This is a genomic window from Brachybacterium aquaticum (assembly GCF_014204755.1).
Taxonomy (GTDB): domain Bacteria; phylum Actinomycetota; class Actinomycetes; order Actinomycetales; family Dermabacteraceae; genus Brachybacterium; species Brachybacterium aquaticum.
The window spans coordinates 1,947,686-1,967,635 of the sequence record NZ_JACHLZ010000001.1 but is presented as its reverse complement, the minus strand read 5'-3'; the positions used below and the strand labels follow the sequence as shown (position 1 = coordinate 1,967,635).

Annotated in this window: 20 protein-coding genes, 4 pseudogenes and 1 other annotated feature; of the genes and pseudogenes, 15 read left to right on the top strand and 9 right to left on the bottom strand. The window is 66.2% G+C overall.

Annotation, left to right across the window (positions count from 1 at the left end; genetic code table 11):
• Nucleotides 1–93: 93 nt before the first annotated feature.
• Complete coding sequence (locus HNR70_RS08780) at nucleotides 94–606, top strand: hypothetical protein (RefSeq protein ID WP_184325312.1); 513 nt, start codon at nucleotides 94–96, stop codon at nucleotides 604–606.
• Nucleotides 607–687: 81 nt separating this feature from the next.
• Here the strand turns inward: HNR70_RS08780 and HNR70_RS08775 are convergent, their stop codons facing one another.
• On the bottom strand, nucleotides 688–1,311 hold the full coding sequence (locus tag HNR70_RS08775; RefSeq protein WP_221421116.1) for a hypothetical protein: 624 nt from the start codon (nucleotides 1,309–1,311) through the stop codon (nucleotides 688–690).
• Nucleotides 1,312–1,383: 72 nt separating this feature from the next.
• Nucleotides 1,384–1,599 carry a hypothetical protein gene (locus tag HNR70_RS08770; protein WP_184325310.1) on the bottom strand — a complete coding sequence of 72 codons (216 nt, stop codon included), beginning with the start codon at nucleotides 1,597–1,599 and terminating at the stop codon, nucleotides 1,384–1,386.
• Nucleotides 1,600–1,666: 67 nt separating this feature from the next.
• Here HNR70_RS08770 and HNR70_RS08765 point away from each other — a divergent pair, with 67 nt between their 5' ends.
• The gene (locus HNR70_RS08765) at nucleotides 1,667–2,116 is read left to right on the top strand and encodes a hypothetical protein (protein ID WP_184325309.1); all 450 of its coding nucleotides are present in this window, start codon (nucleotides 1,667–1,669) and stop codon (nucleotides 2,114–2,116) included.
• Between the two features lie 162 nt (nucleotides 2,117–2,278).
• Here the strand turns inward: HNR70_RS08765 and HNR70_RS08760 are convergent, their stop codons facing one another.
• Nucleotides 2,279–2,638, bottom strand: a complete 360-nt coding sequence (locus HNR70_RS08760; protein WP_184325308.1) for a hypothetical protein — start codon at nucleotides 2,636–2,638, stop codon at nucleotides 2,279–2,281.
• Between the two features lie 447 nt (nucleotides 2,639–3,085).
• Between HNR70_RS08760 and HNR70_RS08755 the strand changes: the two genes are divergently transcribed.
• The 8 genes and pseudogenes from HNR70_RS08755 (at nucleotide 3,086) to HNR70_RS08720 (ending at nucleotide 10,161) form a co-directional block, all read left to right on the top strand.
• Nucleotides 3,086–5,062 (top strand): hypothetical protein, encoded by a 1,977-nt coding sequence (locus HNR70_RS08755; RefSeq protein WP_184325307.1) that lies wholly within the window; start codon nucleotides 3,086–3,088, stop codon nucleotides 5,060–5,062.
• Nucleotides 5,063–5,208: 146 nt separating this feature from the next.
• Nucleotides 5,209–5,973 carry a MerR family transcriptional regulator gene (locus HNR70_RS08750; protein WP_184325306.1) on the top strand — a complete coding sequence of 255 codons (765 nt, stop codon included), beginning with the start codon at nucleotides 5,209–5,211 and terminating at the stop codon, nucleotides 5,971–5,973.
• A 63-nt stretch (nucleotides 5,974–6,036) separates the two neighbouring features.
• Nucleotides 6,037–6,279 (top strand): annotated as a pseudogene (locus HNR70_RS08745) (helix-turn-helix domain-containing protein); the annotation flags it as partial.
• A 52-nt stretch (nucleotides 6,280–6,331) separates the two neighbouring features.
• Complete coding sequence (locus HNR70_RS15590) at nucleotides 6,332–6,640, top strand: transposase (protein ID WP_221421115.1); 309 nt, start codon at nucleotides 6,332–6,334, stop codon at nucleotides 6,638–6,640.
• Nucleotides 6,637–7,332 carry a DDE-type integrase/transposase/recombinase gene (locus HNR70_RS08735; RefSeq protein ID WP_184325305.1) on the top strand — a complete coding sequence of 232 codons (696 nt, stop codon included), beginning with the start codon at nucleotides 6,637–6,639 and terminating at the stop codon, nucleotides 7,330–7,332. Before HNR70_RS15590 ends, HNR70_RS08735 begins: the two co-directional genes overlap by 4 nt.
• 19 nt (nucleotides 7,333–7,351) lie before the next feature.
• Nucleotides 7,352–8,701: pseudogene (locus tag HNR70_RS08730) on the top strand (IS30 family transposase).
• 7 nt (nucleotides 8,702–8,708) lie between these two features.
• Nucleotides 8,709–8,999, top strand: a pseudogene (locus HNR70_RS08725) (integrase core domain-containing protein); the annotation flags it as partial.
• A gap of 139 nt (nucleotides 9,000–9,138) precedes the next feature.
• A complete protein-coding gene (locus HNR70_RS08720) occupies nucleotides 9,139–10,161 on the top strand; it encodes a putative endonuclease domain-containing protein (protein ID WP_184325304.1) in 1,023 nt (340 codons plus the stop codon).
• Between the two features lie 15 nt (nucleotides 10,162–10,176).
• Here the strand turns inward: HNR70_RS08720 and HNR70_RS08715 are convergent, their stop codons facing one another.
• Nucleotides 10,177–11,271, bottom strand: coding sequence for a PIN domain-containing protein (locus HNR70_RS08715; protein WP_184325303.1), 1,095 nt, complete (start codon nucleotides 11,269–11,271; stop codon nucleotides 10,177–10,179).
• A 174-nt stretch (nucleotides 11,272–11,445) separates the two neighbouring features.
• Between HNR70_RS08715 and HNR70_RS08710 the strand changes: the two genes are divergently transcribed.
• On the top strand, nucleotides 11,446–12,015 hold the full coding sequence (locus HNR70_RS08710) for a recombinase family protein (protein WP_184325302.1): 570 nt from the start codon (nucleotides 11,446–11,448) through the stop codon (nucleotides 12,013–12,015).
• 113 nt (nucleotides 12,016–12,128) lie between these two features.
• Here the strand turns inward: HNR70_RS08710 and HNR70_RS08705 are convergent, their stop codons facing one another.
• Nucleotides 12,129–12,512, bottom strand: a complete 384-nt coding sequence (locus HNR70_RS08705) for a hypothetical protein (RefSeq protein WP_184325301.1) — start codon at nucleotides 12,510–12,512, stop codon at nucleotides 12,129–12,131.
• Between HNR70_RS08705 and HNR70_RS08700 the strand changes: the two are divergent.
• A pseudogene (locus tag HNR70_RS08700) lies at nucleotides 12,502–12,768 on the top strand (transposase); the annotation flags it as partial. The gene HNR70_RS08705 and the pseudogene HNR70_RS08700 sit on opposite strands and share 11 nt — an antisense overlap.
• 12 nt (nucleotides 12,769–12,780) lie before the next feature.
• On the opposite strand, the gene HNR70_RS08695 reads toward HNR70_RS08700, so the two are convergent.
• A complete protein-coding gene (locus tag HNR70_RS08695) occupies nucleotides 12,781–13,938 on the bottom strand; it encodes an IS30 family transposase (protein ID WP_184324565.1) in 1,158 nt (385 codons plus the stop codon).
• Nucleotides 13,939–14,025: 87 nt separating this feature from the next.
• Nucleotides 14,026–14,154, top strand: a sequence feature (AL1L pseudoknot).
• On the opposite strand from HNR70_RS08695, the gene HNR70_RS08690 reads away from it, so the two are divergent.
• The 3 genes from HNR70_RS08690 to HNR70_RS08680 all read left to right on the top strand — a co-directional run bounded on the left by HNR70_RS08690 (nucleotide 14,068) and on the right by HNR70_RS08680 (nucleotide 16,342).
• On the top strand, nucleotides 14,068–14,820 hold the full coding sequence (locus HNR70_RS08690) for an IS3 family transposase (protein WP_184325299.1): 753 nt from the start codon (nucleotides 14,068–14,070) through the stop codon (nucleotides 14,818–14,820). (Overlaps the previous feature by 87 nt.)
• A gap of 201 nt (nucleotides 14,821–15,021) precedes the next feature.
• Nucleotides 15,022–16,092, top strand: a complete 1,071-nt coding sequence (locus HNR70_RS08685; RefSeq protein ID WP_184325298.1) for an IS110 family RNA-guided transposase — start codon at nucleotides 15,022–15,024, stop codon at nucleotides 16,090–16,092.
• Between the two features lie 22 nt (nucleotides 16,093–16,114).
• Nucleotides 16,115–16,342: an IS3 family transposase gene (locus HNR70_RS08680; protein ID WP_184326618.1), complete on the top strand. Its 228-nt coding sequence runs from the start codon at nucleotides 16,115–16,117 to the stop codon at nucleotides 16,340–16,342.
• Between the two features lie 26 nt (nucleotides 16,343–16,368).
• Here the strand turns inward: HNR70_RS08680 and HNR70_RS08675 are convergent, their stop codons facing one another.
• From HNR70_RS08675 to HNR70_RS08665, 3 genes are all read right to left on the bottom strand, one after another.
• Nucleotides 16,369–17,451 carry an IS110 family RNA-guided transposase gene (locus HNR70_RS08675; protein ID WP_184323913.1) on the bottom strand — a complete coding sequence of 361 codons (1,083 nt, stop codon included), beginning with the start codon at nucleotides 17,449–17,451 and terminating at the stop codon, nucleotides 16,369–16,371.
• A 490-nt stretch (nucleotides 17,452–17,941) separates the two neighbouring features.
• The gene (locus tag HNR70_RS08670; protein ID WP_246375186.1) at nucleotides 17,942–19,672 is read right to left on the bottom strand and encodes a metallophosphoesterase family protein; all 1,731 of its coding nucleotides are present in this window, start codon (nucleotides 19,670–19,672) and stop codon (nucleotides 17,942–17,944) included.
• A gap of 4 nt (nucleotides 19,673–19,676) precedes the next feature.
• On the bottom strand, nucleotides 19,677–19,898 hold the full coding sequence (locus HNR70_RS08665) for a DUF3107 domain-containing protein (protein WP_184325297.1): 222 nt from the start codon (nucleotides 19,896–19,898) through the stop codon (nucleotides 19,677–19,679).
• Between the last annotated feature and the right edge of the window lie 52 nt (nucleotides 19,899–19,950).

The window sequence follows — 19,950 nt, the reverse complement described above, 5'->3', positions numbered from 1 at the left end:
TAACGGACCTCCGTTCGTCACAACGCCCGCGTAGGATCGAGATCCAGCGGAGATCTCCTGATCTCAGCGGAGCTGACATCGAGGGGGCAAGACGTGAACGATTCCACAGATCCAGCGTTCGACGAGCAGAAGGAGCTCGAGGAAAAGCTAGGACTTGAGTCGATCAAGGACCTGCCGGTCGAAAAACTCCCTCAGTTCCTGCAGGAAATTCCAACGATGAGCAAGGAAGCCGTCGCTGCCGCCGTCGCCGCCCTACCCGACTTCGAGAGTCTTGTGAAGGGATCCCTCGACCGAGTGCAGAGCGGCACCAACACTGTCCTGAGTGCCAACTGGAAATCGCAGAAGAAGGTTCATGCCGCATTCGCAGAGTATCGCGCCATGATTGAACGCGAACTAGATAGCGGACCTCTGGAACTCGAGGATCGCATCCTTTTGCTCGGTCTCGTCAAGGAGGCGATCGAGCTAGAGGCAAAGATGAACGAGAATCATCAGTCCTTTGCACTCGCGGCTGTTAAGACCGTTGCCGTGGCAGGCGCGGCCATCGGCGCGATCGCTATCGCAACGACCGCCGCATTGATTACCAACAACAGCGACACGAAATCCTGATCCTGATTCTGATCCGGCATTTCTTCGCGGAGAAACAGATTCTTCTCTTACCGGGGCGCATCTTGAGAGTTCCCCAGCAGGTCAGCCCCAGATCTGCCTCGTCCGATGTCGCGTGCTCCGGCCCGCTCTGGTATCGGTGCTGACCCCGTGTCGGCCGAGCAGCCAGTGCACCCACGTCGGTCCACGCCCGAGCGCAGTCGACAGTGTCTGCATCGGCACGCCGTCCTCCACGAGTGCGAGGCAGGCCGTCGCGAGCACCGTACCCGCCTCTCCCCCGGTGTCCCGGTGCCCAGGCCGGTTCCGCTCAGCCTCGGGGCACGCCTCGTAGAGCTGTCGCAGCTCGAGCAGCTCCGCGTCCGTCGGCATCCTGCGCGCTGAGAGTCTCGGGTACCTCGTGCTCGGGACGCCGCTGGTGCTCTCGATCGCGGTGCGCACGGCGGTGCGGGAGCAACTGAGCGCCTCGGCGATCTTCTGGATGCTCTCGCCTCGTAGCCGCCGCTCGGCGACCTCCCCGGGGTCGGCGACAGGCTTTTGCCCCCACCGGCGATACGCGACCGGACGCAGCTGGGCGCCGATCCGGCGGACGGTCTCGGGGTGTAGGTCATGATCGCGTGCGATCTCGGCCCAGGTCTCGCCCGCCATGTACCGGTCGTGGCCGATACGGGCGAGCTCCTCACGCTCGGCATCGGTGAGGCGGCGGCGCATCACGAAGCCACCTCCTTCATGATGGCCCTGCGAGACGCGCTAGCGATCCTCCGCGAGGTCATACAAGCCCCCTCAGCTGTAAACGCCAGCCTCGTCGCCGGTGATCGCGGCGAGCACCGCGGCAGTCCGTCCGCGACGGATCATATCCAGCGGCGTGGTCCCGCCGAGGAAGGCGTTGCGCCCCTCGAGCCAGTCCAAGATCACGGCCTCGTCCCAGACCTTGCTGGCACGGGCGATGAACAGCTCGAGGTCGGTGTCCTGCGCGGGGGTGTGGTCAGCGGAGCTCATGCGTCCAGTATCCGCGCGCAGCCGAGCTGGGCAAGATCTCGTCACGGGTAGTGCAATTCCGGGCGCTATGCAGGAGAATTCCCCCACGGCTGAATCTCTTCACGCTCAGATCGCCAACCATGTCTTCCGTTTCCAGAAGGCATATGAAAAGGATCCGGAGTCCTTTGCGAATCAGCTAGAGATGATGTGGACTGGCCTCTCGTATAAGGCGACTTTCGAGGTCGAGATCAGCGAGGATCCGTGTATCGTGGTGCGCTATCACCTCGACCACCGAGGCGACCCCATGATCGTCGAGATCGCGGCCGTCGACGAGCGCGGCCGCCCCATAGCCAGCCAGCGCGTGGAGCAGGGGCACGCCCTGTGGCAGGCATACCAGGGATGGCTCGCGCTCTACGACCCGGACGGGGAGTTCGAGGACGTCCTCGAGGCTGCAGCAGCCGAGGTGGCCCACCAGGAGCCGGGAACGATCTCGCACCGTGAGCTCAAGGCGGAGCTCGCCCTGGAGGACGAGGAGTAAGTCAAGGCCGGTGGTTACCGGCGGCTCGCACGGGACGGCGGTGTGCCGATCCACTAATCATCCTGTGGGACCTGACCCAGCAGCCGAGTTCAGGTTAGATCGCTGATCGGTTCCGCGACTCGATCTTTCGACCGAGGAGCAACTCGCGGCGACGATGACGGATTAAGACTGGCCCGGATGCTCCTGCCGCCAGTGCTCTCGGAAGGCGGCGAGGACCTGCCGTCGTTCCTCGTCCGTGAGCACTCCCGCGAAGGGGGTGGTTTTTCGCAGCTCGCATGAGCGCGGGTCGGTGCCGACCAGCACGTCCACGACGCCGTCGATGCTGCCGTCGATGATCTCCCGCCACTGCGCCAGGTACCGCTCGGCCATGCCACCGGGGCGGTGTACGCCGTGCCAGGCCTCGAGATTCGCGCGCGCCCTCCCGAGGATGGACTCAGGATCGCTCCGGAGCCGTTCGAGCACGGCGCGGTGCAGCCAGAGACTCTTCTGGCGCTCTCGGGTTAGCTGCTCGTTCCCAGTCACGGCGCGAGCCTATGCAGTCGCCCGCTCTCCCGGCGTCCCATCAACCAACTACCACCGTCGAACCCTTGACCATATCGGCCAGTTCTGGACAACGCGCTGCCCGGTGACGGGAGGGCGCGACAACAGCAGGGGGCTGCATCGAGCGTGGTGCTGAGAGGCGTACGGAGTACGTGCGCGGCTGACACGGGGTGCTGGGTCAGTCCGCACACCGGGTCTCCTTCAGCTTTGAGATCTCACGGACCGCGCTGCTCATCTCCGTCTCCGCCTTTTGGCCGGGAAGACGCACCGGAAGCTGGCGCAGGCCCTCCATCCCAGGATGACTTCGACCCCGCGATCCAGAGGACGAAGATCATCGATTCTCGACCTATCCAACTCGTCTGTCAGACCGATCTGGGATAATCAAAGACGTCGCCAATCCCCAGATTCCATGAAGCGGAGAGCCATCACGTGAGCATCGGTTATCGCTCGATTCTGCAGCTCGAGGACTCAGCCGACGCGGTGCGCGTCGCCGAGGAGCAGATGCACGACTGGCTGCGCGGCAAGCTCAGGGGCCGTTTCCGGTCGATCGAGCGAGCTGACTGGGACGGCCCGGGGGTGCACGAGCTCGGGGAGCGGGCGCGGCTCACGGTGCTGGAGGACTCGAGCCACGACGGCCGGCGGCGACGCGAGCTGCTCGAGTTCGTCGAGGACAACGGCAACGGTGTCTGGACCACTCGCGTGTACGCGATGAACGCCCCCGATGCTCGGCGATACCGCCAGACCATCTGGATCGAGAGCGAGGGGCGAGGGCGCAACGGCGAGAGCGTCGTCCCCTCACCGCCCAGGATCGTCCGCAACACCCTCGAGACGATCCCGGCCTTCGACGGTGCGGTGCCGATCCTTCCGGAGTCGACGATGGTGCGCGGCGAGGACGCGGAGGCCCTCTTCGACCACATCACTGATCAGGAGCGGTCCCTCTCCCTCGTCATCGCCTCTCCCATCCCGAACGTCGGGGACGAGCGCTGGCGTCGCGCCGTCGACACGATCACGAAGGAGACGATCGGCTGCGCCTCGTTCTTCGTGCTCGACCAGGAGGCGCACCGGCTGCTCAACGAACGCCTCGGCGCGGCGCACTCGCTGCCTCTCGGGGCGCTGCGCACCTTCGTGCCCGGGGTCGCGCTCGATGACCGGCTCGATGCGCGCCGCCATCGGGTGCTGACCACGTGGGCGGTCCTCCGGGGGCTCGTCGAGGTTCCGGCGACCTCGAAGAAGTCCGAGCGACTCATCTTCGACGATCGCACCAAGCGCCTCGTCTCCGTCTCTCCCCGCCTGCAGCTGCTCGAGAAGGAGCTGCCCGGAGACCTGTCCCGGGCGACCAGGCTCCTGCAGCGACAGCGACTGGTCATCGCCGAAGAGCTGCCCGCGGCCGAGACCACCGCACCCAGCACCCCGGTCATCGTCCCCGCACCGAGCACCCCCGCTGCCGTGCCGGAGGTGGTCGCGGCCTCGGAGCCTGCCGCGCCAGAGGTCACGGAGACGGCCCCGGAGCCGACGCCCACCCCGATCGCAGCGCCCCGCGCCCCTTGGATGGACCGCCTGACGGCGCTGGTCCGTCGCATCCTCGGCCGCGAGACGCTGGACGATCAGGCGCTGCAGGCGCTCTCGGAGCGGTTCGAGCGCCAGGAGGCCGCCGTCAGGAAGGCCCAGGAGACCACCGGCGCTCTGCAATCGGAGCGGGAGAAGCTCGAGGACCAGGTCGCGGAGCTGAAGGCGCACCTCGAGACGGAGCGCTTCGAGCGGGCGGTCGCCGAGTCCGAGCGCCAGGACGCCGAGCGCAAGACCCGGCAGCTCGAGGCATGGCGGGCACAGCGCCCGGACCACTACGAGTTCATCGAGAAGCCGGCGGACCTCTGGGAAACCGATCCCGTCAGCGTCGTGAACATCGTCGAGCGCCTCACCGACGAGGAGGGCTTCGAGGAGGTCCGCAAGTACGTCTCCCTCACCGACTGGGAGCGGACGCTCGACGATGCCGGCGAGATCGACCTGATCGACCGCTCCAGCCTGTACGCGACCTCGTTCTGGGAGTACGTCCTCGTCCTCATGGACTTCGCCAAGGAGGTCGACGAGCACGGGTTCCGCGGCAACGTCCACACCTACCTCGGAGGCGCTGATCGGGTCGTGGGGCGGAAGTGCCCCCAGGCGCGGCACCGACCGAACGAGTCGCAGAGCGTCCAGAACAACGCCAAGTGGCGGAAGGAGCGGACGTTCACCGTGCCGACGGAGCTCGACCCCTCCGGGAAGCTCTTCATGACGGCCCACTTCGCCCCGACCAACCGCGACCAGAACGCCCCGCGCATGTACTACGCGATGGGGAAGAAGGACGGCCGCACGCACGCGTACATCGGGTACATCGGCACGCACCTGACGAACACGAAGACGAACTGAACGGTCGCCCCGGAGGCCCGGGAGCAGCCCATGGAAGCTTGGCGCGGCGGCGGTGTCTAGGTGTACTGACCGGAGACGTTAGTAGAGTGACTTTCTCTGGGAGCCTTGACCTTGACACTGTGTGATGCGGTCTGGTGGGAGTCGACATGTTGAGCATCGGAGAGATCGCGCATAGCGCCGGTGTCTCGCGGCGAATGCTACGGCACTGGGAAGACGAGGGGTTGCTGACCCCAGCTGTAACCGACCCCGTGACCGGCTATCGGCGCCACCAAGACAGCCAGCTAGGGCGCGTGCGAGCCATCACGGAGCTGCGCGCGCTCGGGTTCGGTTTGGCCGAGATAGGGCAGCTGCTCGATCCGCAGATCGGGCAGTCCACGCTGGAATCGCTTCTGATTCACCAGGTAGATGCCTTGCAGCGGGAGATCACCGAGGCTTCAACACGTCTGGTCCACGTTCAGCACCGGCTGGACATCATCCAGAACAAGTCCATGGAGATCATCATGAATCTGTCCCTCACCGCACTGCCCAGCCTCAATTTCTGGGGGCTGAGCACCGCCGTCCTTGATGAGACCGAGATCGGTCACGCCGTGAGCGAGCTGTACCGGCGTCTCCCGCAATCCGATGAAGAGATCGTGCTTCTGTACGACGGCACGCGCGACGACCAGATCACCGTCTCGGCCGGGACTATGACGCAATCCGAATCTGAGGCGGTCAGCAGGATCGTCGTACCGGAGGTCCCGGAAGGCGTAACGGTCACGTTCGATGTGCCCCCAGAGAGCATCGCGGATGCCTGGATCCTCATCGAGACCGAGCTGGAGAAGCGACACCTGACCAGCTTTGGAGTCTATCGGCAGGTCAACAGCGCGACGGGGCACGTCACCCTGCAGGCCCCTGTTCGCGAGCGGCACTGATTTGTCGGCCACGGCAAACGGGGCCAGCGGCGTTGTCGAGCCGTCGCCTGGACGTGAGCCTCAATGAGCCATGCAAATGCGGCCCTTACCCCGCGCCACAGGCTGAAAGTTGCCCACCTGGTCGTCGACCAGGGGTGGCGGATCAGTGAAGTAGCGGCCCGCTTCCAAGTGTCCTGGCCGACGGTCAAGCGCTGGGTCGACCGCTACCTCGCCGGCGAACCGATGCTGGACCGCTCCTCGCGGCCGCGGAGATCTCCGGGCAAGACACCCAAGACTGTGACGAAGAGGGGGACTGATGCGCGGGTAGGTGTCACATGATCGGTGGCGCTGAGCAGCGTCGCAGGGAAGGATGTGCACCATGCCCGCTCCTTACCCCCAGGAGTTCCGTGACGACGTCGTCCGTGTCGCGAGGAACCGTGAACCTGGCCAGAAGCTCTCCCAGATCGCGAAGGACTTCGGGATCTCGGAGTCGTGCCTGACGAACTGGGTGCGCCAAGCAGATGTCGAAGACGGCGCCCGTCCCGGCAAGACCCGCGAGGACTCTGCCGAGCTGCGCGATGCGCGCAAGCGGATCCGGCTGCTGGAGCAGGAAAACGAGGTCCTCCGCCGCGCCGCCGCCTACCTCTCGCAGGCAAACCTGCCGGGAAAATCCTCTACCCGCTCGTGAACGAGCTCGCCGCCGACAGGATCCCCGTCGCGGTGTCCCTGCGGGTCCTGAAGCTCTCCCGCCAGCCCTACTACCGCTGGCGGAAACAGCAAGTCACCGAGTCCGAGCTGGTCGAGGCCTATCGAGCAAACGCGCTGTTCGACGCCCACCGCGACGATCCCGAGTTTGGCTATCGGTTCCTCGCCGGCGAAGCGGAAGCCGCTGGCCAGCGCATGTGTGAGCGAACCGCGTGGCGGATCTGCCGCGACAATCAGTGGTGGTCCGTGTTCGGCAAGAAGCGGGGGAAGAACGGAAAACGACCCGGACCGCCCGTGCACGACGACCTCGTTCAACGGGACTTCTCCGCGGATGACCTCAACGAACTGTGGCTGACGGACATCACCGAGCACTGGACCGACGAGGGCAAGCTCTACCTCTGCGCGATCAAGGACGTGTTCTCCGGCCGGATCGTCGGAGACTCCATCAGCGACCGGATGAAGGCGCGCCTCGCAGTAAACGCCCTGGACAACGCGGTGTCCAGGCGCCGTGACGCCGGCGGCTGCATCGTGCACTCGGACCGCGGATCTCAGGGCGGATTCAACTGGTCGTCGCAACACCTCGACTTCGGAGGTGTGTTCGAGCATGGCCACGGGAGACTGGAGCAAGAAGACGAGCGACGCGCCGGTGGAGCTTCGTCGTCAGTGGCGTGCTGACCGGGCGCTGAGACCGCCGATGCGCTCGCCCGGACGCCCTGCCCCGTCCCGGGCGGTGCAACGGCAGTTCTGGCGCCTGATCGCCACGGGCATCACGTCGGCAGAAGCGGCGCTCGCGGTCGGCGTGTCCGTGCCAGTCGGGTCCCGCTGGTATCGCCACGCTGGCGGGATGTCGCCTATCTCGCTGGCTGAGCCCATCGGCCGATACCTGAGCTTCGAAGAACGCGAGGAGATCGCCATCCTGCACGCCCAGGCCAAGGGCGTTCGAGAGATTGCCCGCGAGATCGGGCGTGACCCCGGAGCCGTCTCCCGCGAGCTGCGCCGCAACGCTGCGACTCGTGCCGGGAAGCTGGAATACCGGGCCACGGTTGCCCAGTGGAAGGCGCAACAGTCGGCCAAGCGGCCCAAGGCCGCGAAGCTGCTTGAGAACACGTAGCTGCGCCAGTACGTCCACGACCGGCTCGCCGGCAACGTTCGCCGACCCGACGGCACGATCGTCACTGGCCCCACCCCGGCCCCGTGGAAAGGGCTGAACAAGCCGCACCGTGCCGACCGACGGTGGGCGCTGGCCTGGAGCCCGGAGCAGATCGCACAGCGCTTGAAGATCGACTTTCCCGATGATGAGTCCATGCGCATCAGCCACGAGGCGATCTACCAGTCGCTGTTCATCGAGGGTCGCGGCGCTCTCAAGCGCGAACTGGTCACGTGCCTGCGCACCGGTCGCGCGCTACGGAGGCCCAGGGCCCGGTCGCGGAACAAGCCCGGTGGGCATGTCACGGCCGATGTGGTCCTCAGCGAACGCCCCGCGGAAGCCGCAGACCGCGCCGTGCCTGGTCACTGGGAGGGCGACCTGATCATCGGCACTGGCCGGTCGGCGATCGGGACGATCGTCGAGCGCAGCAGCCGCTCAACGATCCTGGTCCACTTGCCCCGCACGGAGGGCTGGGGAGAGCAGCCCTACGTGAAGAACGGTCCATCGCTCGGCGGCTACGGCGCTCTCGCGATGAACGCGGCACTCAGTGCGTCGATGACCACGCTGCCCGAGCAGCTGCGGAAGACCCTGACCTGGGATCGAGGCAAGGAGCTCTCTGGTCACGCGCAGTTCTCCGTGGAGACTGGCACGAAGGTGTTCTTCGCCGACCCCCACTCGCCGTGGCAGCGGCCGACGAACGAGAACACCAACGGCCTGCTGCGCCAGTACTTCCCCAAGGGCACGGACCTCTCACGATGGTCCGCTGAGGACCTCGAGGCCATCGCGCACGCGCTCAACAACCGACCCCGCAAAGTACTCAAGTGGAAGACCCCTGCCGAGGTATTCGAAGAACAACTACGCTCACTCCACCAACCCGGTGTTGCATCGACCGATTGAACCCAAGCAGTTCCGGTCACGAAAATTCGTGCACGCCCTGAACCGTCACCACCTCATCGGGTCGATGGGGAAAGTCGGTGCTGCAGGCGACAACGCCGCTATGGAATCCTTCTTCGCCCTGCTCCAGAAGAACGTCCTGAACCGCAAGCGGTGGCGGACCCGAGAAGAGCTGCGGATCGCGATCATCACCTGGATCGAGCGGACCTACCACCGCCGCCGCCGACAGGCCCGCCTGGACCAATTGACCCCCACCGAATACGAGACCATCATGAACCCCGCCGTGAGCCTCGCGGCCTGAAACCTCAACTGTCACCTATCGGTGCGGCAGTCCCACTCAGACCCCGGTAGCGATGCTGCCGGGGTCTTGCTGTGCCTGTTGCGCTGCGCGCCTGGCTGGCCGGCACCCACCAGTCGGGCCTGGCGGCGACAATGGTGTGATGAGCGGCTTCAACTTCTTCGAGGGGATCCTCGCCGACGCGCCGAAGGCACCGGTGAAGGTCTCGTCGCGCTCCTTACGCAGCGCGATCGAGGAAGCGCTAATCCACAGCTACACGCGTCGCGACCTCGAAGTAGTGCTGGATGAAGAGCTCAAGCTGTCGTGGCTCCTGGCCGGGAGCAAGCCGACCGACGAGGTCTTCACCAAGCGCGACGTCATCCAGGGGTACACCCGCGGCTGGGATCTCCCGCGCTTGGTGGCACTGGCGCGACGCATCACCGCCGAGCTGGAGGTAACCGGCACGCTGCTGGCGGACCTGGAAGCCCTGCTCAACGAGTACGACCGCGGCGGAGGCGTCGGGTCGCCGGCGAAGAACCTGATCTTCGCGGCCAACGGACCCAAGCCCGACCTGGTTCTCCGGGACGCCGTCAACAACGACATCGAGATCGTGCGCAACGCCGAGTTCTGCCTGGTCTTCGACCAGCCGATCCCTGCCGATGGGCTGACGTACAGCACGCTGATCGAGTGGTGGCGCAAGCGCCAGGGCTTCGACGAAGCGATGTCCGCCCGCGACGTCGGCCTGGACCTGCACCAGCGCTTGCGGGACTCACTGGGCGACAACCCGGTCGAGTTAAAGGTGTTCGACGCCTACGCCGCCCGATACAAGGACGGGTTCGACATCCCGGCGCTGATCCCGCAGGTCTACCTGCACTTCGATCCTGCAACGCAACGGGCCAGGCAGACCTCGGGCCAGAGTGGAAGCCCGCTGGCGCGGCAGCGGATGGACTTCCTCATCCTGTTCTCCAGCCGGCATCGCGTCGTGCTGGAAGTCGATGGGAAACAGCACTACGCGAACGGCGATACTGCGAGCCCCACGCTGTACAGCGAGATGGTCGCCGAGGACCGGCGGCTCAGGCTTGCCGGCTATGAGGTCTACCGATTCGGCGGGGCCGAGCTGATGCGAGACGACGCAGGCACGATGCTCGCGGGGTTCTTCGACCAGCTGGCCGAGCGCATGCGGTGAGCGATCTCGCAGCGCTCAGATCTCTTCGGCCTCGTCGAGCGACAGCACGATGTCGGCTGTTGCCGCCTCGGTGAAGGACGCGCTGAACGTAAAGCGCAGCCGCCCTCGCACGGACGCCCTGAAGACATAGTCGTTCCAGTCCTCCAGCACGGAGAACCCTGAATCGTCGTCGTGGAGGAAATAGTCGCTCTTGTCGATGTATCCATCGAAACTGCAGTCAGCGTCTACCGTCACGAGAATTGTCAGCTCATCCCCGGCTTTGTAGATCTCGGAGGAGATGGTGTCCCCTTCGAACATGATCTCCTCGAAGGCCGCGCCGCTGAGTCCCGTGCTGATCGGCACCTCATACATGCCGTCGCCGACGTACACGCCGAGCGCTTCTTCGACATCGATCCCGTGCAGGTCCGCGATTGCGCTGTCGACCAGCTCCTCGATGCGCTCCGGTGTGAAGGTGTCCTCGAGCACGCGGAAGGCTTCAGCAAGCGGCGCGACCGCGTGATGCTCCAGCAGGTGGTGGAGCGAGGGCACAACGTCGAAAGCCTGACTTGCCGCAAGGTCCTGCCTCAGGTCCGGGTGGAGGCTGCCGCCCTTCTTATCGCAGAAGTCCGTGTGGTTGTTGGTGACGAAGACAACCGGAGTCGACGGATCGGTCAGGTCGCCGCAGAGCTCGCGAATGGTCTCCCAGATCAGCGCGTCACGGAAGCCCGTGCCCTCCCTGTCGAACGGCTTCCTGACCTCGATCTCGTTGGCTAAGAGATCTCGCACCGACACTTCGGGCGGTGATGGGATCTCGACACGCTTTGAGCGGAACAGGTTCTCGGCATAGGTATAGAACGCGGTCCGGTCGGGCGTGGGCGTGTTGATTTCGACCTGCCCGAGATCGAACTCGACGAGTGACTCATTGAGCTTCTTTACCCCCGTAAGCGCCTCAGCCGACTTCTCCTGCGCCTCCTCGTGCCATTGCCTCGAGAGCTCGAGCAGGACCACCTCGGGGACGATCAACCTCACGTGTCCAGACTCGGCGAGGGCCAGCAACCGGAGGCTGTACGCCTGCGTGAGCGGCTTACGGCCGTAGAGGGCGTTCGTATCGAGGACCACGACGGGCTGCATGCTCCGAGGATACTGGGGCGCGCATCCGGCCTGTTCAGAAAACGGTCGATCAGACGAACATCTGAAGGGTGCCCACGGACACGGTGTTTCGTGGCTCAGTTGATTCAAAAACTCGTTCAACAACAGGTACTATTGAGAAAGGCAATTGAACACGTTTGATGAACGGAGCAAGCCATGGCACTAGTGGGATTGGTGCGAGTCAGCACGAAGGGCCAGGACACCGCGCGGCAACATGACGCGCTGGACCCGATCTGCGTCAAGGTCTTCGAGGAGAAGGTCAGCGGCAGCTTGAAGGTGGAGAACCGGCCAGGCCTGAGCGCCGCGATCGACTACATGCGCGAGGGCGACATGCTCGCCGTCCAAGAGGTGGATCGCCTCGGCCGAAACCTGATCGAGGGGCTGGTTGTTCTCACGGACTTGTTCGAACGCGGAATCGCGGTCAAGGTCATCGAGGGAATCGCCAAGGGCGAGCACACCGAGCGGAGCTTCGTCCTGGACATGGCCATGGCGCTCGCAGAAGACCGCCGCCGCGACATCGTGCGCAAGACCAAGAACGGGCTCGAAGCAGCGCGCAAGCGCGGCAGGATCGGCGGCCGCCCCCGGGTGCTCGACGACGACAAGCGCGCGGTCATCATGTCCCGGCGCGAAAAGGGCGAGTCGATCAGGGCGATCGCCTCGGCTGTTGGAGTCTCAGTCGGGACGGTGCATTCGGCGCTAACCGCAGACGAGCAGGAAGCCAGCTGATGACGCGGGACATACGCGAGCCGATGATCACAGGAGATGGTTAGGAGCTCAGCCGTCAACGACCTCTGCAAGTGCACGCGGCGGGCAGGAGATCAGGAACGATCAACTTCAGCTCACAGCTGCCCGGCAGCCCAGGTCATCATTACCTCGGTGTACGCCTGCTGGCCGATCTGCATCGTTCCCACATCGCGACGCAGCAGACGCTTGAGCGAAGAAAGCGTGTGCTCCACGTAGATCTGCTCTCGCTCGCTGTCGGGAACGTCCTGGATGGAGAGTGTCGCGACCTCCCCGGCCGGCTTCTTCATGATCTTGTACCTGATCCCGAGGATGATCTCTGGATCCGATGGCTGGGCACCAAAGACCCAGCGCGAGTGGACCACCGCGTTGCGTCCATCCCGCCCAGACGCGAACCTCGCACGGAACTGCTCCACTTTGCGCACATCTGAATCGCCCCGGTTCTGGTGGAGGCTCTGAATCCACGGGAGGATGAGGAGCATGGCAGCACCGAGGAAGTACCCCGACGAGCTTCGGGAGAGGGCCACGAGGATGGCCGTGGACGCGCGACGGGATCCAGAGACGAAGTCTGGAACGTTCCGTCGTGTGGGTGAGCAGCTCGGGATCAATCCCGAGACTTTGAGGAACTGGGTCGTGCAGGCCGAGATCGACGAGGCGCACCGACCCGGGACCACGACCAGCGACGCTGAGCGGCTCGCTGAGTTGGAGAAGGAAGTGCGCGAGCTGCGCCGGGCTAACGCGATGGCGGATTCAAGCGGTGGGCGCAAGGAACTCTGCGAGCTTCTCTGATGGTGTCAGATAGCCCAGTGTCTTGCGGGGGCGTCCGTTGAGGCTGTCCTGGATCGCGTCCAACTTCTCGCGGCTGACGACGCTCAGGTCGGTGCCTTTGGGCAGGTACTGGCGCAGCAGGCCGTTGGTGTTCTCGTTGCTCCCCCGCTGCCAGGGCGAGTGGGGATCGCAGAAGTAGATCGGGATTCCTGTGGCGATGGTGAACGCGGCGTGCTTGGACATCTCCGCGCCTTGGTCCCAGGTGATCGTTCGGATCAACGAGGGCGGCAGCTTGCTGATTGCGGCGCGCATCGCGGCCTCGACCTGCTCGGCGCTCTTGCCGTCGGGCAGGTGCAGCAGCAGTGTCATTCGCGTCGAGCGCTCAACGAGCGTGCCGACGGCGCTGCGGCTGCCCTCGCCGAGGATGAGATCACCTTCCCAGTGGCCTGGCACGGCGCGGTCGTCGGCTTCTGCGGGGCGTTCGCTGAGCATGACCATGCCGGGGATGCGGCCGCGACCGTCCGTGGTTCGGCGGGGCTTGCGGGCCGCTCTTCCGGACCGCAGGCACCGCGCCAGCTCACGGCGCAGTTCGCCTCGGCCCTGCACGAACAGCGACTGGTAGATCGTCTCGTGGCTCACGCGCATCTCCGGGTCGTCGGCGTGATCCAACCGTAGGCGCGCCGCGATCTCCTCAGGTGACCACAGTTGCTCCAGCCGGCTGGCGACCTCCTCGAGCAGCCGGCCCGACGCAAGCTTGAACGGCTTCGGTCGACGCGCCTGCTCGCGGGCACGTTCATGACCACGCCACGCCGAGTAGCCGCAGCGACCCCCGCCGCGCTTCACCTCACGGCTGACGGTCGACACCGCACGCCCCAGCTGCTCGGCGATCGCGGTGAAGGTATCGCCACGATTGATCCCCAGCAGGATCTGCTCGCGCTCGTGGATCGTCAGACAGCCCTGCCGTGGCTCCCAGCCGAACGGCCTGGCGTCAAGGTGCCTGCCGGTGCGGGCCATGATGCCGACCATCGGCGCGCTGCAGCCGATCTCTTTCGCGATGTCGACCAGCCGCCAGCCCTTCCCGTGCAGCCTGAGCCCGAGCTGCTTCTGCTCCCGGCTGAGATGACCGTGCCTGCCCTGCATCCGGATCCTCCTGTGATCAGTGACTGCCTCATCTCACAGGACTCGTTGCACTGACCGCTTGAATCCGCCGATCCTCAGGTCGGCCTCGGCTTTTTTCGCAGCGGAGCTCGACCGCCCACAGCGTTGATCGTGAAGTTCATCGACCAGCACAAGCACGAGTTCGGCGCCTGGCCGATCTGCCGCACGCTCACCGCAGCGGGCACCCAGATCGCGCCGAGCACCTACTACGCCTTCAAGACCCGACCACCCTCGAAGCGGACGCTGCGGGACGAGGAACTGCTCGTGCAGATCCGGCGCGTGCACGCGAAGAACTTCGGGGTCTACGGCGCGAAGAAGCTCCACGCTCAGCTGCGCCGGGAAGGCGTCTCAGTCGCGCGCTGCACCGTGGAACGGCTGACGAGAGCCGAAGCTCTGCGCGGCATCAGCCGAGAGAGAGGCCCTCGGACCACGCGCCCAGGCGACGGCCTAGACACACGTCCTGACCTGGTTGAACGCAACTTCACCGCGACGGCCCCGAACCAGCTCTGGGTCGCCGACATCACCTACCGCCGCACGTTCGCGGGCTGGGTCTATGCCGCGTTCATCATCGACGTGTTCTCCCGCCGCGTGGTTGGCTGGCAGCTGTCGAAGTCGCTGCGGACCGACCTCGCCCTGGACGCGCTGGAGATGGGGATCTGGACCCGCGAGCACGCTGGCCACGACGTTTCCGGGCTCACGCATCACAGCGACAAAGGGGTCCAGTACGTCGCCGTCCGCTACACCCAGCGCCTCGCCGAGGCTGGGGCCGTGGCCTCGGTCGGCTCGACCGGCGATTCTTACGACTGTCAGTCTCTTTCTACCCGGTCCCGCGAGGATTGGGGAGTCCCGGCCGGCGCGGTCTGACCCTTGCTTACGATTGGCCCGAGTGGTGCCTTTGCGTTGATCTGTCGACCGCCCGGCTGGGCACGCAGTAAGCGCTGCCGCCGGATCGGGCGTGACCTAATAGGAGCCTGGAGCAGCATGTCGAGAGCGTCCCCGTGACAGTCCTGTCCACCCGCCGGCGACAGCGTGAGACCACGCTAACCGTCAAGGGAGACAGGCACCATGAGCACACTCGAAACCGTCCACTCCGGGCACGTCGTCATCGGCGTCGACACCCATAAGCACATCCATGTCGCCGCCGTGCTCGACACCATCGGCGGCATCCTGGCGACACTCACCGTCCCCACCGACACGGGTGGCTTCAAGCAGCTTCTCACCTGGGCGGACTCGTTCGGCAAGGTCCTTGCGTTCGGCATCGAGGGCACCGGTTCCTATGGTGCGACGTTGACATCGTTCCTGCGCCGCCACGGACACAAGGTCGTCGAAGCAGGACGCCCTGATCGCCGCCAGCGGCGCCTGAACGGGAAATCCGACACCCTCGACGCGGAGAACGCCGCCCGCTCCGTGCTCGCGGGGTTCGCGACGGTCATTCCGAAGACCGCGGACAGCAGCGTCGAGATGATCAGGCAGCTCAAGATCGCGCACGATTCAGCCGTGACCGACCGCTCCGCCGCGATGATCTCGATGAAGGCGATGCTCGTCCACGCCGACGACACGCTGCGCCGGGAGACGAACCGGATGACGCCGATCAAGCTCGCCCGACACCTCGCAGCGCTGCGCCCTCGCAACCTCGAGACGCCCGCAGACTCTCTCCGCCATGCGCTGCGGTCACTGGCCCGCAGATGGCAGCACCTGGACAGCGAAGCCAAGGAACTAAGGGCGTCGATCGAGGCGCTCGTCATTCGCACCGCACCCCAGCTGCTGGAGCAGTTCGGCATCGGCGTCGATACCGCAGCCGAGATCCTGATCGTCGCTGGCGACAACCCCGAGCGGATCCACTCCGAAGCCGCATTCGCGAAGCTCGCCGGTATCAGCCCAGTCCCGACCGGTTCCGGGATGACCAGCGGTCGACATCGCATCAACCACGGCGGCCATCGGCAGCTGAACGCCGCGATCTACCGCACCGTGATCGTCCGGATGAGGTTCCACGAGCCGACCATCGCCTACGTCGCCCGTCGGACCGCCGAAGGCAAGAGCAAGCGCGACATCATCCGCTGCCTGAAGCGCTACGTCATCCGCGAGGTCTACCACCTCATCAAGGTCAACCCCCGCACCGGCGAAATCGCGGGTTGACAACTATAGGAGCGTCAACGCCCTGGCCGAGGCCTTCAACTCGCTGTTCAAGACCGAGCTGATCCGCAACCGCGGGCCCTGGAAGAACATCGACGAGCTTGAGATCGCGACCGCTGAGTACATCGACTGGTTCAACCACCGACGTCTCCACGGGGAGATCGGCATGATCCCGCCCGTCGAGCTGGAGGACATCTACCATCACCACCAGACCGTGCCGGCACCCGCCGACGCGGCACTTGCGAGCCTCTAACAAACCCGGGATGCTTCTATGTTGTGTCAAGCCGCGGCGGCGGCGTCCGGGACGGGGTGGGCAACTGTGAGTGATCGGAAGATCTGGCGGCTGATGTAGCGCTTGAGGCAGCGTCGGATCTCTCTGGATGTCTTGCCCTCGCTTTGGCGCCGCTCGATGTAGGTGCGGGTGGCAGGATCGGTGCGCATCCTGGTGAGCACGATGGTGTTCAGCGCGCGGTTCAGCCGTCGGTCTCCACCGCGGTTGAGGCGATGCCTCGTGGTGTTACCCGAGGAGGCCGGGATCGGGCAGACTCCTGCGATCATGGCGAATGCGGCCTCGTTGCGTATTCGGCCGGGGTGCGACCAGACCGTCAAGATCACGGCTGCGGTGACTGCGCCGACTCCTGGCAGGTCCAGCAGCTCGGGAGCTGTGGTCTCCACGAGGTGAGTGATCCGTTCACGGTTCTCGGCGAGGTCCCTCTCGAGCGTCGTGATCTGCTTCGCGAGGCGTGTCGCTTCGGCGCGGGCGGTTGCTGTCCCCAGCGTCTCTTCTCGGCGACGCCAGCTCGCGATCGTCGCGATCTGCATTCCGGTCAAGGCCCGGCGTGCATCGATTCCAAGGTCGTGGGTTCTCACGAGTGCGGTGAGGGCGTTGATGCACCGCAATCTGTCGGCGTTCTGTTGGTCGCGGGCACCGGTGAGGACTTGGAGCGCCGACTGCAGGTCACCGGTGCGACGATCTCGCAACGTCGTCAACGGCATGACGAGACTCGATCGGGCGGCGAGTAGCGCGTCGAGGGCGTCGGTCTTGCTTCGGGCTCGTGCACGACGCGGGGTCGGTGCCTCGACGACTCGGTAGCCGACCTGCTGCAGCACGTCGCTGAGAACTGCCCCGTAAGAGCCGGTTCCTTCCACGGCGATCAGCACACCGTCGAGGTCTCCCTCGGTGCGGCGCGCGATCCATTCTCGTGCGCGTCGCAGCCCTGCAGGGCTGGTCGGGAAGACATTCTGATCGATGAGGCCGCCGTTCGGAGCCTCGATGATCGCGTAGGAGTGGGTTGCGGCGTGGGTGTCGACTCCGACGACGTATCGGTAGAAGTCCCCTACGGTGGCAGGCAGACTGTTCATGACGATGTTCCTCTCGAATCGCTGGGACGGGACGTCGTTGCCGGCGTCGGCCCAGGATGAGAGTCACTACGAGGCGGGCCTGTAATGAGCCACGCCGCCGAGATCGAGCTCCCGGCGGTGGACATGCTTCTGATCAAGCCATCGTGGTGGGCCAGGGCTGGCGCCGGCACCCGGCCCCCGCCGGACAGATCCCGGGAATGACACCCCGCAGGGGTCAGCCGATTCAGGAGTCACGACGGGCGCCGGGCTACCAGCACCAACCCTGCCAGCCAGCCCCGGGCCGGCCACCACGAACACTTACAGGCGATTCAGGTAGGTGTCAGCTGGGGTCAGGCCGCCGGGCTGACGATCGGGTTCATGACGGTCTGGGACCCGGTGGGGGGGCGATCGGCCCAGGATGTCCTGCCACCGGCGGCGGTGGTCGGTCCGTTCGATCCAGGTGATGATCGCGATCAGAGGCATCATCCTGCGACGCATCAGCCCGCCCTGTTCACCCTTCGCCGTCGTCGCTCGCACCCGGCAGCGGGCTGATCGGGTCGGTGGGGGTGACGCGGTCCTCGTCGGGCAGGCCCTCGCCGGGCTGCACCTCCTGCTCCGGCGGGATCGTCCCGTCGGGGGTCTCGGCATCGGCGGGGATCTCGAGCTCGGGCTGCTCCTCGGGCATCCGGGAGCGCTCGATCGAGACGGACACGAGCCCCAGCCCGCCCATCGTGATGTCGTCGTACGCGACCAGGTGTCCTGTCCGGGCGTCGAAGTAGAGCATCCTCGCGGTGAGCTCGAGCGGGTCCTCGCCCTGCAGCACGGGCGCGACCCCGCCGGAGGCGAGGGCGCCGCCGGTGGACCCGACGGTGAACCAGTCGGTGCCGGAGCCGTCCACGTCCATCTCCACGTTCGAGGTGTGCATGTGCCCGGAGAGCACCAGCGGCACCCGGCCCAGCAGCCCATCGGGCTGGGTGGGGTCGTGGAGCAGAGCGATGTCCACCGGCGCGTCGGGGTAGGCGTCGTCGTAGGCCTCGATCGTGTCGCCGAGCTGGTAGGCGCTCGCGGCGACCGCGTCCTTGCCCTCCTGCCAGCCGCCGGCGGCGTCGGAGTCGTCGTCGGCCGCGAAGCGGGGGTCGCCGATCCCGGCGATCCGCAGGCCCGCCATCTCGACCACCTCGTTGTCCAGGACGGTGGCGTTGGGCTGGGCCTCGATGACGGCCGCGGCCGCGGCGCCGTCATGGTTGCCGGAGATGTACACGTAGGGCACGTCCAGGGTGCCGATGCGGCGCAGCTGCTCGTTCTCCACCGGGGTGCCCCAGGAGACGATGTCGCCGGTGTCGATCACGGCATCGATCGCGAACTGGGTGTGCAGCTGCTCGATGACGTCGTAGGCCTGCGGGTTGTCGTGGATGTCCGAGACGTGCAGGACGGTGATCAGGTTTTCCTGGTCCAGCCCCACGGGGAGGTTGTCCGCCGCGATGTACAGCGCGGAGACCTGCCCCACGAACTCCGCGAGGGTGCTGCGGTAGCTCGCGTAGTCGATCGCCGTGCCCTGGCCGATGTCGGCGATGTACGCGGCCTGGGAGAGCAGCCCCTCGAAGCGCGGCTGGGTGAGGGAGGCGGGGGAGAAGGTCACCGCGGTCGCGCCGGCGGAGGCGGCGACCACCGCGACCGCCCCGCCGCCGGCGGCGAGGGCGCGGCGCACGCGGCGGAAGGTGAGCCCCACGGCGAGGCCCGCGCCCGCGGCGGCGAACAGCGCGTTCCACACCGCATTGGTCGCGGCGGCGCGGGTGATCGCCTCGGGGGCGGTGCGCTGCAGCTCGGCGAGGCCGGAGCTGTCGTAGAACAGCGCCTCGGCCTTCTTCACGTCCACGCCCTGCACGCGCGCCTCGATCCGCACCGGGGCGGTGTGGGTGTCGAAGCCGACCTCCCCGACCGGCGGCAGCAGCAGCACCGTGTCCGAGGAGAGCGAGGGGCGCAAGTGCACGGTCGCTCTCAGCGGGCCGACGTCGACCTTCGTGTCGGGCACGAGTAGCAGACCCACGATCGCGCCGAGCACCGCGACGACCACGGTGGTGGTCAGGCGCAGCGCCCGGGCGCGCCGACGACGGCGCCGGTGGCGTCGCACGATCGCGTCAGCGTCCTCCGAGGCGGCGTCGTCCTCATCGGGGCCCACCAGGGTGGCGTCCTCCGGCTCCCCGCCCTGCGGGGCGCCGCTCTCCTCCTCGGGGGAGGTCAAGGACTCAGCCGAGGAAGCCGACGCGGCGGGGCTCCTCGGTGGAGACCTCCGCGTAGGCGACCTTCGCCCCGGGGATCAGCACGGACTTGCCCTTGTCGTCCACCAGGGTGACGGGGGTGCCCTCGGTGACCGCGGCGCTGAGCCGCTCGAGCACCGCCTCCGCCTTCTCGTCGGACTCGATCACGAGCTCGCGCGGGGAGTGCTGGATGCCGATGCGGATCTCCATGGCCTGACCTTCCCTCCGCCCCAGGGGCGGGGACGATGTTGCAGTTCGCGCT